The sequence below is a fragment of the Aquihabitans sp. G128 genome (genome assembly GCF_019048865.1).
Lineage (GTDB): Bacteria > Actinomycetota > Acidimicrobiia > Acidimicrobiales > Iamiaceae > Aquihabitans.
Genome location: NZ_CP077604.1, coordinates 3,824,070 through 3,837,120 on the forward strand (window position 1 = coordinate 3,824,070; position 13,051 = coordinate 3,837,120).

At 74.2% G+C, this 13,051-nt stretch carries 10 protein-coding genes and 2 pseudogenes; 8 read left to right on the forward strand and 4 right to left on the reverse strand.

Translation table 11 applies throughout. From position 1 onward, the window contains the following. Window positions 1-214: 214 nt before the first annotated feature. The 7 genes and pseudogenes from KSP35_RS18340 to KSP35_RS18365 all read left to right on the forward strand — a co-directional run bounded on the left by KSP35_RS18340 (window position 215) and on the right by KSP35_RS18365 (window position 7,895). Window positions 215-1,372 (forward strand): glycosyltransferase family 2 protein, encoded by a 1,158-nt coding sequence (locus tag KSP35_RS18340; protein ID WP_216997225.1) that lies wholly within the window; start codon window positions 215-217, stop codon window positions 1,370-1,372. A 216-nt stretch (window positions 1,373-1,588) separates the two neighbouring features. Further along, window positions 1,589-2,599 (forward strand): glycosyltransferase, encoded by a 1,011-nt coding sequence (locus KSP35_RS18345; RefSeq protein WP_254127256.1) that lies wholly within the window; start codon window positions 1,589-1,591, stop codon window positions 2,597-2,599. 35 nt (window positions 2,600-2,634) lie between these two features. Continuing rightward, a pseudogene (locus tag KSP35_RS26155) lies at window positions 2,635-3,552 on the forward strand (glycosyltransferase family 4 protein); the annotation flags it as partial. Window positions 3,553-3,853: 301 nt separating this feature from the next. Beyond that, window positions 3,854-5,233, forward strand: coding sequence for a phenylacetate--CoA ligase family protein (locus KSP35_RS24755; RefSeq protein WP_254126844.1), 1,380 nt, complete (start codon window positions 3,854-3,856; stop codon window positions 5,231-5,233). Next, window positions 5,230-6,285: a glycosyltransferase family 4 protein gene (locus KSP35_RS18355; RefSeq protein ID WP_216997227.1), complete on the forward strand. Its 1,056-nt coding sequence runs from the start codon at window positions 5,230-5,232 to the stop codon at window positions 6,283-6,285. Before KSP35_RS24755 ends, KSP35_RS18355 begins: the two co-directional genes overlap by 4 nt. Window positions 6,286-6,309: 24 nt before the next feature. Next, window positions 6,310-6,966, forward strand: coding sequence for a GNAT family N-acetyltransferase (locus tag KSP35_RS18360; protein ID WP_216997228.1), 657 nt, complete (start codon window positions 6,310-6,312; stop codon window positions 6,964-6,966). Continuing rightward, entirely contained in the window at window positions 6,963-7,895 is a 933-nt protein-coding gene (locus KSP35_RS18365) for an NAD-dependent epimerase/dehydratase family protein (RefSeq protein ID WP_216997229.1), read from the forward strand. The genes KSP35_RS18360 and KSP35_RS18365 overlap by 4 nt, the downstream gene beginning before the upstream one ends. Window positions 7,896-7,953: 58 nt before the next feature. On the opposite strand, the gene KSP35_RS18370 is transcribed toward KSP35_RS18365, so the two are convergent. From KSP35_RS18370 to KSP35_RS18390, 4 genes and pseudogenes are all read right to left on the reverse strand, one after another. Continuing rightward, window positions 7,954-9,225 carry a radical SAM protein gene (locus tag KSP35_RS18370; protein WP_216997230.1) on the reverse strand — a complete coding sequence of 424 codons (1,272 nt, stop codon included), beginning with the start codon at window positions 9,223-9,225 and terminating at the stop codon, window positions 7,954-7,956. Between the two features lies 1 nt (window position 9,226). Next, window positions 9,227-11,061 (reverse strand): annotated as a pseudogene (locus KSP35_RS24760) (carbamoyltransferase). Next, window positions 11,061-11,306, reverse strand: a complete 246-nt coding sequence (locus KSP35_RS18385) for a DUF5989 family protein (protein WP_216997232.1) — start codon at window positions 11,304-11,306, stop codon at window positions 11,061-11,063. The pseudogene KSP35_RS24760 and the gene KSP35_RS18385 overlap by 1 nt, the downstream one beginning before the upstream one ends. Beyond that, window positions 11,303-12,316 carry a hypothetical protein gene (locus KSP35_RS18390; RefSeq protein ID WP_216997233.1) on the reverse strand — a complete coding sequence of 338 codons (1,014 nt, stop codon included), beginning with the start codon at window positions 12,314-12,316 and terminating at the stop codon, window positions 11,303-11,305. The genes KSP35_RS18385 and KSP35_RS18390 overlap by 4 nt, the downstream gene beginning before the upstream one ends. 370 nt (window positions 12,317-12,686) lie before the next feature. Between KSP35_RS18390 and KSP35_RS18395 the strand changes: the two genes are divergently transcribed. Next, entirely contained in the window at window positions 12,687-13,028 is a 342-nt protein-coding gene (locus tag KSP35_RS18395) for a hypothetical protein (RefSeq protein WP_216997234.1), read from the forward strand. Window positions 13,029-13,051: the final 23 nt, after the last annotated feature.

Below are 13,051 nucleotides of genomic sequence, written 5' to 3' on the forward strand. Positions count from 1 at the left end.
CTGCCCGCCGAGCACGACTACATCCACCCCACCACCCCGTTCGTGCTCGATCCGGCGCCCGACGTGCCGGGCACGTGTTGGCGGTTGGGGCTCGGGGCGGCGCTCGTCCGCACCCGCGCCCTCGCCGCCGTCGGGGGCCTCGACCCGGCGTTCGAGGGCACCACCGGAGCCGGCCTCGAGCTGGGGCGCCGGCTCCTCGAGCGGGGGGGCGGTCGTGCGCAACGCCCCGGACCTGCTGGCCGCCCCGGGCGCCCTGGCCGACCCCCTCTCGGAACGAGACCGGTTCCTCCTCCTCCGTCGGCTGTTCGGGCGCAAGTGGGTGGTCTACGCCGGCCTCCGTCGCGCGCTCGCCACCCGTCGGCCCGTCCGGGTGGGTCGCGGCCTCGCCGCGTCGGCCCGCGCCGAGCGCGCCACCCCGGCGCCGGTCGCCGGCCTCGTCGAGCGCGAGCCGGTCGCCATCGACCGGACGGCCCGGATCAGCGTGGTGCTGCCGACCCTGGGCCGCTACGAGCTCCTCCGGCCGCTGCTGGCCCAGCTCGGCGCCCAGACGGTGCCCGCCCTCGAGATCCTCGTCGTCGACCAGAACGATCCCGAGAAGCGCGACCTCGCCCTGTACGAGGACTTCGCCGCCATCGGCGTGGTGCCGATCTTCCAGGAGGTGCGGGGCCAGTGGATCTCGCGCAACGCCGCGGTCCAGCGGGCCCAGGGGGACTGGATCGCGTTCATCGACGACGACTCCGAGATCGAGCCGGACTTCCTCGAGGCGCACCTGGAGGGCCTGGCCCGCTACGACGCCCAGCTCACCACCGGCGCCTCGCTGGCGGTCGTGGGCGCACCGATCCCCGAGAACTACGGGTTCTTCCGCGTGGCCGACCAGTGGGACTCGGGCAACGGCCTGTGCCGTCGCTCCCTCTTCGGCGAGGTCGGGCTGTTCGACCAGCGCTACGACCGGCAGCGGCGAGGCGACGCCGAGTTCGGGCTGCGCGTGCAGCTGAGCGGTCGCCTCGTCGTGCACGTCCCGACCGCCACGCGCGTCCACCTCAAGGCGGCCGAGGGCGGGCTGCGGACCTTCGGGCAGTGGGACGGGTTCCGGTCGAAGCAGCGGCTCGGGCCGCTCCCCGTCCCGTCGATGCGCTACTACAGCGCCACGTACCACTCGGCCCGCCAGCAGCGCGAGGACCTCGGCCTCGGCCTGGTCCACGCGCTGGTGCCGTACCACCTGAAGCGGCGGGCCACCCCGCTGCAGTGGGCGGGGTTCGTGGCCAAGGAGCTGCTCCACCTCCCGTCGCTGGTGCGCCGGGTCCGCCAGTCGGGCGTCCTGGCGGCCGAGATGGTCGAGGCCGGCCCCGACATCCCGTCGTTGCAGCCGTGACCCGAGCGGCCCCGGGCGCCACCCCCCGGCGCGTGGCGGTGATCGGCGACATGCCCCACCACCGGGACGCCGACGGCGCCATCCACGGCCTCGAGCCGGTCGTCGCCCAGCTCGATCGCTGGGCCGCGCTCTTCGACGAGCTCGTGCTGTGCGGCCCCCTGGTCGACGGGCCGCCCCCCCTCGGGCTTCGCCCCCTACCGGTCGCCGAACGTGACCATGGTCCCGGTGGCCCGGGCCGGCGGCAACACGTGGCGGGCGAAGCTGGCCATGGCGCCCCAGGTGCCGCGGTGGTTCCTCGAGACCCGACGGGTGGCCCGCTCCGTGGACGCCGTCCACCTGCGCTGCCCCTGCAACATCGGCCTGGTCGCCATCTTCTCGACGTGGCGCGCCGTGCGGTACCGCTACGCCATCTACGCCGGGGTCTGGCGGCCCTACGCGGGCGAGCCGAGGTTCTTCCGCTACCAGCGCGAGCTGCTCGGCAGCCGCCGGTTCGGCGGCCCGGTCAGCGTGTACGCCGGGCCCGACCCCGAGCGGCCGCACCTGGAGCCGTTCTTCAGCCCGTCGCACGACGATGCCTCGTGGGCCGCAGCCGGCCCGGGCGCGGCGCGGACCCGGGCGTCGATCGCCGAACGGCCCGCCGCCGGGCCGTGGCGCCTCGTGGTGGTCGGTCGACTGACCCGGAACAAGAACCAGCGCGCCGCGGTGGAAGCCGTGCGGCTCCTGGTGGAGGGCGGGCTGGACGTCTCCCTCGACGTCGTGGGCGACGGGCCGGAGCTCGGGGCCCTCGAGGCCCAGGTGGCCGCCGCCGGCCTCGCCGATCGCGTGGTCTTCCACGGGATGGTCGACCACGCGGCCGTGATGGCCACCTTCGGGCGTTCCGACCTGCAGCTGCTGACCACCTACCAGGAGGGCTACGGCAAGGTCCTGCTGGAGAGCATGGTCGTCGGCGTGGTGCCGATCTTCTCCTCGAGCCCGGTGTCCGGCCAGATCAGCGGCGACGGCTCCCGGGCCGTGGTGATCGATCCCGACCACCCCGAGCAGGTGGCGGCCGCGGTCCGGGGCCTCGTCGAGGACCGTGACCGCTGGCTGGCGATGATCGACGACGGTCGGGCCTACACCGCCGGGCTCAGCCTGGAGGCCTTCGGCCGCGAGGTCCGCGCGCTGCTCGAGCGGCAGTGGCACGTGCGGCTCCCCGAGCCCGCCTCGCCGACGGACGGGCGACCGTGAGCCCGGGCAAGGCGGACGACCGCTCGTTCCTCTTCGTGACGCAGTACTTCCCGCCCGAGCGCGGCGCGGCGCAGGTCCGGCTGGGGGCGGTCACGCAGGAGCTGGCCCGCCGTGGGCACCGGGTCGAGGTCGTCACGGCCATCCCCAACTACCCCACGGGGCGCCTCTTCCCGGGTTGGCCCCGGCGGCCGGTGCAGCGCCGGACCGAGGACGGGATCTCCGTGGTGCGGGTGTGGCTGTGGGCGGCCATGGGCAGCGGCATCGGCCGGATGGCCAACTACGCCACCTTCGGGGCCATGAGCATCGTCGGCCTGCTGCGCGCCCGGCCGGCCCGTTGGACGGTGGTCGAGTACCCCACGCTGTTCGGCGCCCTCCCGGCCGTGGTCCTCGCCAAGCTGCGCCGCCGCCGGGTCGTCGTCAACGTCGCCGACCTGTGGGTCGATGCTTCCGTGGCCGTCGGGGCGCTGCCGGACGGCGCACTGGTCCGCGTGCTCCTCGCCGTCGAGCGCTGGATGCTGCGCCAGGCCGATGCCGTGAACGCCGTGACCGACGGGGTGCGGGACGCCCTCGTGGCCAAGGGCGTGGCGCTCGACCGGCTCTGCTGGCTCCCGAACGGGGCCGACACCGACCTGTTCCGACCCCGCGCGGCCACCGATGAGGCGCGCAGGGAGGCGGGCCTCGCCCCCGGCGAGCACCTGTTCCTCTATGCCGGGACCCACGGCTACGTCCACGGGCTCGAGGTGGTGCTCGATGCCGCCGAGCTGCTCCGCGACGTGCCGGTGCGCTTCGTGCTGGTGGGCGGCGGCTCCGAGCGCGACGCCCTGATCGCCGATGCCCGGCGCCGGGGGCTGGCCAACGTCGAGCTCCGGGAGCCGGTGGCCCCCGAGCGGGTGGCCGAGCTCCTGGACGTCGCCACCGCCGGCCTCGCCACCGTGCGGGCCGGGGACCTCTACCGCTCCATCCGGTCGGCCAAGATGCTCCCCGTCATGGCGAGCGGCAAGCCGATCCTGTACGCAGGCGACGACGAGGGCGCCGCCCTCGTCGCGCGAGGGCGCCGGCTGGCGCCTGCCCCCGGGCGACGGTGCCGCGCTGGCCGCCGCGGTGCGCGAGGTCCTCGCCGACCCCGAAGAGGCGGCGGCGCGCGGCGCGGGGCCGGGCCTACGTCGAGGCCGAGGCCAGCTGGCACGCCATCGTCGACCGTTGGCTCGAGGACCTTGCGGCGGTCGAGCAGGGTCGGGCGCCGGAGCGGCGGCCGTGAACCTCTCCGACCTCTACGGCCGGTCGCCGGTGCTGGTGCAGAACGCGTTCGCCACCGGCTACGGGCTGCGCGAGCACGCCCGGCGCTACGGCGGCGGCTTCCGCTCGCTGGTCGAGGACCTGGACGCACGCCAGTGGGCCGAGCCGGAGCTCTTGGCCGCCGACCAGGTCTCGCGGCTGCGCCACCAGCTCGCCTGGTGCGCCAGCGAGGTCCCGCACTACCGGGACCTGTTCGCCCGCATCGGGTTCGATGCCGCCGCGGTGCGGTCGGTCGACGACCTGCAGGCGCTGCCGCTGCTGGACAAGGAGCAGGTCCGAGCCGAGCCCGAGCGCTTCGTGCCCGATCGGCGCAAGCTCCGCCTCATCGCCCAGACCACCGGTGGCACCACCGGCACCCCGCTGCGGTACTGGGCCACGCTCGACGCCGTGCGGTGGAACTACGCCACCTACGAGAGCCGCTCGCGCCGGTGGGCCGGTGTGCGCCTGGGCGACCGGACCGCCTCGCTCCACGGCCAGCCGATCGTGCCGGCGGCGCAGCAGCACGGCCCGTTCTGGCGGCGGAACCTGGCCTTCAACCAGCTGTACCTCTCGGTGTACCACCTCAACGAGCGCACGCTGCCGGCCTACGTCGGGGCCCTGGCCGACTTCGAGCCCCGCGTGGTGGTGGGCTACACGTCGGCGGTCCACCGCATCGCCCGGCACCTGCTGGAGCGGGGCGACGTGGGGCGCGTCCTCCCGGACGCCGTGATGGTCAGCTCCGAGACGCTGACCCCGGCGGCTCGCCTGGACATCGAACGGGCCTTCGGCTGCCGGGTGTACAACGGCTACAGCCTCGGTGAGCTGGTGGCCTACGTGTCGGAGTGCCCGCTCGGGTCGCTGCACGTCAGCACCGACTACGGGGTCCTCGAGGTCGGCCCGGAGGGCGCCGCCGGCGAGCTGGTGGCCACCGGCCTGGCCAACCGGGCGATGCCCCTGCTGCGCTACCGCACCGGCGATCGCGGCGCCGCCGCGGCCGTCGGGTGCGAGTGCGGGCGGACCCTGCCGGTGCTGGCCGAGCTCGAGGGGCGCGTCGACGACGTCGTGCACACCCCCGAGGGCTCGGTGGTGGGACCGGCGCCCATGAGCCTGGCCTTCCAACGGGCCTCGCACCTCCGCCGTGCCCAGGTCCTCCAGGACGACGCCTCGTCGATCCGCGTCCTGCTCGAGGTCGCGCCGGCGTTCAGCGAGGCCGACGAGGCGTTCCTCGACGGCGAGCTGCGCAAGCGCCTCGGGACGTCGCTCGCCATCAGCTACGAGGTGGTCGACGAGGTGCCGCGCACCTCGGGGGGCAAGGAGCGCCTCATCATCTCCACGGTGGGCCGCGAGGGCGGGCGATGAGGGCCCGTCGCCAGGCGGTGCTCGGCTTCGTGGGGATCCACGCCGGCCGGCGCACCGACCAGCCCGTCAGCCAGAACGAGACGCTCGCCCTCCTCTTCGAGAGCGTGGGGTACCGGGTGCGACGCACCTCGGCCGTCAAGCACCCGATCCTGCGCACCGCCGACCAGCTCCTCTCCCTCCTGTGGTGGCGGGACGTCGACGTCGTGATCGTGGCGGTGTTCTCGGGCCCGTCGTTCCGGATCGCCGAGTTCTCTTCGTTCCTGGCGCGCCACGTCCGGCCCAAGAAGGTGGTGCTGTTCATGCACGGCGGGAACCTGCCGACCTTCGGGCCGGAGCACGAGCGGCGGGTGCGGCGCACCTTCGACCGCGCCGACCTGCTCCTCGCCCCGTCGCCGTTCATCGCCGATGCCTTCCGGCCGTGGGGCTACGACGTCCGCGTCATCCCCAACGTGCTCAGCATCGATCGCTACCGGTACGACCGCCGCACCGCCGCCCGGCCCGCACTGCTCTGGATGCGGACCTTCCACGAGCACTACCACCCCGAGCTCGCCATCGAGGTGCTGGCTCGCGTGGCCGCCGTGCACCCGGAGGCCACGCTCACCATGGGCGGTGCCGACCACGGGCTGCTCGAGGCCACCCGGGCGCGGGCAGAGGAGCTCGGCGTCCTCGACCGGGTGCGCTTCGCCGGCTACCTCGACGCCGCCGGCAAGCAGGCGGCGTTCGCCGCCCACGACGTGTTCCTCAACACGAACCGGGTCGACAACATGCCGGTCAGCGTGCTGGAGGCCGCCGCCAGCGGCCTCGTCCCCGTGGCCACCGAGGTCGGCGGGATCCCCGACCTGCTGACCGACGGCGTCGACAGCGTGCTGGTGCCCGGCGGCGACGCCGACGCCATGGCGGCCGCCGTCCTGCGCCTGATCGACGACCCGGCGCGCTACGCGGCGCTCGCCGCAGGGGCCCGGGCGCTGGCGGAGTCGTGCGCCTGGCCGGCGGTCGGCCGGCGCTGGCGGGACGAGCTCGAGCTGCTCCTCCCGGCGGTGGTCATCCCGTGATCCCCCCCGGATCCGGCCGGCGAGGTGCTCGTCTCCGACCTCACCCTCGACGACGTCGAGACCATCGCTGCGCTCCACCTCGCCGCGTTCCCGCACAGCGCCCTGTCGACCCTCGGCGAGGAGGCGGTGCGGCGGCACTACCGCTGGCAGTTCGAGGGCCCGCACGACCTCACGGCGCTCGGGGCCTTCTCCGACGACGTCCTGGTGGGCTTCCTGCTGGGCGGGGTGTTCCGCGGGTCCACGAGCGGCTTCGTGAAGCGCGAGCGGTGGTTCCTCGTGGGACAGGTGCTGCGCCACCCGCACGTCCTGGCGCAGACCTCGGGCCGCCGCGTCGCGCCGGTCGCGACCCGCCTGCTCCTGCGGAGGTCGAGCACGGCCCCCGAGCAGCCGAGCCGGGTGCCGGCGGGCTCGCTCGGCGTGCTCGTGGTGGCCGTGGACCCCGACGTCCACCGCCTCGGGGTGGGCACCTCGCTGCTCCGGGCGGCCGAGGCGAGCGCCCGCCGAGACGGCTTCGAGCGGATGCACCTCACGCTGCACCCCGGCAACGTGCCCGCCCTGTCCTTCTATACCGACCAGGGCTGGAGGCGGCTGGGCCTGCCCGGCGACGACGAGCACCAGTGGCTGCTGGGCAAGGAGCTCGGCGCGGCGATCGACCCGGGCGCGCCCGGCTCTGCCCGGTGAAGGTGGTGGTCACCGGCGCGGCCGGGTTCATCGGGTCGCACCTGTGCGAGGCGCTCCTGGCCCGCGGCGACACGGTGGTGGGCGTCGACTGCTTCACCGACTACTACGAGCGGCGCCACAAGGAGGCGAACCTCGAGGGCCTCCACGCCGCGCCGGGCTTCACCCTGGCCGAGGTCGACCTGCGGACGGCCCCGCTCGAGCCCATCGTCGATGGCGCCGATGCGGTGGTCAACGAGGCGGCGACGCCGGGCCTGGTGCTGAGCTGGGACGACTTCGAGCGCTACCAGTCGTGCAACCTGGGGGCCGTCCAGCGGTTGGCGGCGGCCTGCTCGGCCGTGGGCATCGGCCACTTCGTGCAGGCCTCCACCTCGTCGGTGTACGGCGTCGAGGCCACCGGTCCCGAGTCCTCGCCCACGCACCCGGCCTCGCCCTACGGCGTCACCAAGCTCGCCGCCGAGCAGCTGCTCGATGCCTACCGGTCCACCGGCGGGCTGCCGCTGACGGTGCTGCGCTACTTCTCGGTGTACGGGCCCCGGCAACGGCCGGACATGGCCTACCGCACGTTCTGCGACCGGCTCCTCAGGGGCGAGCCGATCACGATCTTCGGCGACGGCGCCCAGACCCGCAGCAACACCTACGTGACCGATGCGGTGGCCGCCACCGTCGCCGCCCTGGACGCCGAGCCGGCCGGTGCCACCTACAACGTGGGTGGTGGACGGGAGCTGGCGCTGCTGGACGCGGTCGCCCTCCTGGCCGAGGCCCTCGGCGTCGACCCGGTCCTCGAGCACCGCCCCGCCCGCCGTGGCGACCAGCGGCGGACCGTCGCCGACACGAGCCGGATCGCCCGGGACCTCGGCTGGGCGCCGGTCGTGGCGCCCGAGGAGGGTCTCCTCCGCCAGGCCCGCTGGGCCCTGGGCCGCCGGCGCTGACGTGCGGCGCCGATGGTGCGGCGCCGATGGGTGCGGCGCCGATCCGGGGCCTCGGACGTCAGCGGGCCCGTCGGGTGGGAGGAGCGACGGGCACGGGCGGCCGGCCGAGGGCCTCGGGCCAACCCTCTCCGGCGCCGCGGCCTCGCAGCGCACCGAGCTGGCGGTGCCACGTGGCGAGTCGAGCGCCGCTCACCGTGGCCTCGACCTCGGGGGTGCGGCTCGTGAGGCCGTCGACCACCCGGTGGAGCTGGTCCTCCGGGAGGTGGTACAGGCTGTGGCGCTCGGGGAACCGCACGGTGTTGATGGCCACGTCCAGGCCGCGCCCCTCGGCGAGCTGGAGGAGCTCGGGGAAGGTCTCCCAGTTGTCGACCATGAGGCAGTGCGTGAGGTTCGTGCGGCCGCCCTGCTCGGCACAGAGGGCGCTGAGCCGATCGAGGTTGGCGAGCACGCCCTCGAACGAGGCGCCCACGCGGATGCGCTCGTAGGCCTCGGCCGTCCCGCCGTCGAGCGAGACGGCCACGAACGGCCGGACCTGGCGCAGGGCCCGCTCGACCCGGGGCGTGAAGGTGGTGGCGTTGGTGACCACCACCACGGCGAGGTCGCTCGAGCCGTGCGTGGCGAGCAGCTCGAGGATGCGCATCGGCTCGGTGCCGAGGAACGGCTCGCCGCCGGTGAAGGTGACGTGGCGCAGGTGGGGGATGAAGGCCACCAGCTCCTCGTAGAACCGCTCGGGGTAGGCGCTCGGCAGCGGCTCCCGGCCCTCTCGGCGCGACCGGATGGCCGAGGACCAGTCGCCGTTGCACATGACGCACTGGAGGTTGCAGGTGTTCGAGACCGCGAACTCGAGCTGCTGCGGCCACCTCGGGTGCGAGCGGGGACCGGCGGGGCGCCCGTCGTACAAGCGGGGGAAGGACCCGACCGCCCCGGACTCCTCGACCTGCCAGGCGCAGAACTCGCACCCCTGGCCGAGGTCGGCGCGCTCGAGGGCACGGCGCAGCGAGGCAGCCGGGGCGCCGTCCCAGATCTCGCGCAGGGTCGATCTCGCGATGCTCCCGAGCGGGTGCTCGGTGTTCTGGCAGCACGCCCGGGCGGTGCCGAACTGGTCGAGGTAGAGCGACACCATGGGGGCGTAGCACGCCGACCAGCGCCACTGGTGGTCGATCTCCCGATCCTCGTCCCAGCCCTCCGGTGCGTCGTCGGGGCGGCGCAGCCCCCGTGCCGACCGGCGGGCGCGCCCCCGCACGGGGCGGGACCACCGCTCGGCGTAGCGCCCGAGCCGCACCGGCAGCGCGGGGCGGTCCCGCTCGGTCGCCGCCTGGTGGGCGGTCACGTCAGTCGAGCTCGATCTCGAGCGCGGGACCGGTCCAGGGCGGCTGCTGGGCCCGCTCGAGCAGGCAGTCCTCGAGGAGCAGCCAGTCGATGTCGGTGTTCACGAAGCACCGGTAGGCGTCATCCGGCGTGGCCACGATGGGCTCGCCGCGGATGTTGAAGGAGGTGTTGACCAGGACCGGGCAGCCGGTGCGGCGGTGGAACGCCTCGAGGATCCGGTGGAAGGCCGGGGCCTGGTCGCGGTCGACGGTCTGGATGCGTGCCGAGTGGTCGACGTGGGTGACGGCGGGGATCTCGGAGCGGACCTGGGCGACCACGTCGGTGAGCGCGCCGCCGGCACCGTCGGCCACCGGCTCCACCCACCGCGCCGCCGCGACGGGGGCCACGAAGGTCATGTAGGGCGAGGCCACGTCGAGGTCGAACCACTCGGCGGCGTGCTCGGCGAGCACGGCAGGCGCGAAGGGCCGGAAGCCCTCGCGCTGCTTCACCCGGAGGTTGAGCGACCGCTGGACCTCGGGGTCCCGGGCGTCGGCCAGGATCGACCGGTGCCCGAGCGCGGGGCCCGAACTCCATGCGCCCCTGGCACACCGCCACCACCTGGCCCTGGGCCAGCAGGGCGGCCACGCGATCGGCCCGCTCGTCGGGGTCGGCGATGCGCTCGAAGGGCCGATCGGCCGCGGCGAGGTCGGCGGCGACGTCGTCGCCCGAGCAGCCGGGGCCGAGGTAGGTGCCGTGCATGGCGTCGGGCTGCTGGGGCGTGCGTGGCCGCTCGAGGACCTGGTGGTGCGCCCACAGGGCACAGCCCAGCGCGCTGCCGGCGTCGCCTGCTGCGGGCTGGACCCACACGTCGTCGAACGTGCCCTCGCGCAGGAGCCTGCCGTTGGCCACGCAGTTGAGCGCGACGCCGCCGGCCAGCACGAGCTGCCGCTCGCCCGTCAGGTCGCGCCGTGCGGGCGGTGCCGAGCACGGCCCGCTCGACCACCTCCTGGATGGAGCGGGCGAGGTCGCACTCCCGCTCGGTGATCTCGGACTCGGGGCTGCGGGCCGGACCACCGAACAGGTCGTCGAAGCGGCGGTTCGTCATGCGCCCGCCCGCCAGGTAGTCGAAGTAGCGCAGGTCGAGGCGGACCGAACCGTCGTCGGAGAGCTCGAGCAGGTCGTCGAGGATGCGGTCGACGTAGGTGGGCCGGCCGTACGGCGCCAGGCCCATCAGCTTGTACTCGCCGGAGTTCACCTGGAACCCGCAGTGGTGGGTGAACGCGGAGTAGAGCAGGCCCAGCGAGTCGGGGAAGCGCTGCTCGCGGAGCAGCTCGACGGATCGGCCGCGCCCGACGCCGATGGAGCTGGTGGCCCACTCCCCGACGCCGTCCATGGTCACGATCGCCGCCCGCTCGAAGGGCGACGGGTAGAACGCGGCGGCGGCGTGGCTGACGTGGTGCTCGGCGTAGAGGAGCTGCTTCGGCATGGTCCAACCGAGCTCGCGGATGCCCCGCTCGACCTCCAAGGAGGTCCAGAGCTTGCGGCCCGACCACTCCGTCATGGCCTTGGGGAAGGTGCGGATGCCCCGGGGCCCGGCCGCGACGTAGCTCTTGAGCACGCGCACGAAGGTGGTCAGCGGCTTGTCGTAGTAGGCGACGGCGGTCAGGCCGTCGACGGGCACCTCGCCGGCCTCCAGGCAGTACCGGATGGCGTCGAGCGGGAACGAGGGGTCGTGCTTCCGGCGGCTGAACCGCTCCTGCTGGGCAGCCGCCACCACCTCGCCGTCGACCACCAGGGCGGCGGCGGCGTCGTGGTAGAGGGCGCTGATGCCCAGGATGGTGGCGGGGGCGGCGGCCATCAGAAGAGGGTGTACACGGCGACGGGGAGCGCGGACGTCGTGGCGGTCACCGCGAGGGCGAAGAGCAGGACGATGGTCACCAGCGGCACGAACCACCAGAGCCGCTGCTCGGCACCGAAGCGGCTGACCTCCCGGGCCAGGCGGAGGCCGTGCTTGAACCGGAGCCCGGTGCGGGTGGCGAGCGGCAGGCCTTGGCCGGGTCGGCGCGCCGGCGACGACGTGCCGCCGTGGTGTGCTGGGCTCATCGGTGCTCCTCGTACCACTTCTGGACCGCGGGCTTCACGTGCTTCCAGATCTCGACCGCCACCAGCCTGGCGCCCTCCTCGTTGGTGTGCCCACCGTCGATGAACACCTCGGGGTGGGCGGCGAGGGTGTCGGCGATGTCGATGGTGGGGGAGGTGAGCAGGTCCCGGGCGTTCTGCTGCGCCTCGCCGTTGTAGCCCACCGGCTGCCAGAAGAGGAACGACCGGACGTCGTAGCGCTTCGACAGGGCCATCGTGAGCTGCTTGCCGTTCTCGTAGACCTTGCCGGCGTCGGTGCCGTCCTGCGGGGTGGTCTGGTAGTTGGAGACGCTCCCGTTGGCGCCCTGCTGCTGGCCGCCGGTGAACTCCTCGCCCGGCGCGTCCCCGGCGCCCTGGCCGGTGGAGGCCGCCGCCGGAGAGGGGCGGAACCAGGCGACGACCTTGTGGATCGCGGAGTGCTTCGAGTACGTGTGGTACAGCTCGCTGAGGCTGGTCTCGGGCTGGGGCTGCTCGGTGAAGCGGGTGGCGATCGTCTTGCCGGCCAGCATCTCGGCGTAGGTGTAGGCCAGCGTGTGGGTCGGGATCGCCACGTTCAGCAGCGACTGGCTGGTGATCTCGTTGGCGCCGTCGTAGAAGATCGAGAAGTCGGGTGCCGCGTGCAGGCCCAGCTCCTGCTCGTAGAGGATCATCTCCTGGAAGTGGGTCCAGCCCCGCTCGCCGTAGTTGTCCATGCGCACCGGCAGCCCGTCGCGCTCGGACAGGCGGGCCACGTAGGAGGCGATGGTGTAGTCGTCGCGCTGGCCCTCGCCCCAGGTCGTGGAGCCGCCGAACATCCAGATCGTCGGCATGGTCGACACGTCGCCCTTCGGGCGGTAGCTGCGCCGGAGCCAGCCCTTGATGTTCACGTAGGGAGAGGAGAAGTCGTCGGGTCGGTACTCGGTGAAGGGCCAGTAGCCGCCAGGGGTGCGCTGGATGTCGGCGAAGTACCGGTCGCGCCAGGGGTACGCCGCCATGGCCGGGAGGTCGGCGCGGGTCGGCCCGGGTGGGGTCGGTGTTGGCCCGCTCGGCCACCGTCCGTGGCACGGCGCCGGAGTCCACGGCCCGGTCCCAGGCCCAGCCGGCGCCGTAGTTGGCGCCCAGGAGCAGGACGATGCAGCCCAACCCCCAGGTCAGGCGGCCGGTGAGGGTGCGGCGTCCCGCCTGGGCGCCCAGCTGGCTGCCCAGCGACGATGCCCGCCCGACCCCGCCGACGTGGGCCGACCAGGTCGATCCGCTCGTCGGCCGCCGGCTGCGGAGCAGGTCCTGTCGCCGAAGCCGCGACCAGGCCCAGGCCGGCACGAGCAGGACCACGAAGATGGCCCCGGCGGCGGCCACGCCCAGCACGTGGCCGATCCGATCGACCGCCCAGGCGATCCCGCGCGCCACGTCGACCCCGGCGGCGAGCAGCACCGCCACCACCAGGCCGACGGCCGCCAGCGCAGCGGCACGGTCGGTGAACGCAGGGTCGCCCCAGGCGATCCCGCGGAGGTTGCCGCCGTCGGTGGTGCCGTAGAGGCCGACCAGGGTGCTGAGGAAGAGGGGGGCGAGCGCCGGCGTGAGCCGCCGGGTCGCGGGCCAGCCGACGAGGACCACGGCGATGGCCAGCTCGATCGCCGCCACCACCGCGGTCCCGCCGAGGAAGGGGTGGCCGGCGCGCCAGAGCACGATCGCGGCGAGCAGCGGTAGGCCGGGCAGCGCGGACCAGAAGG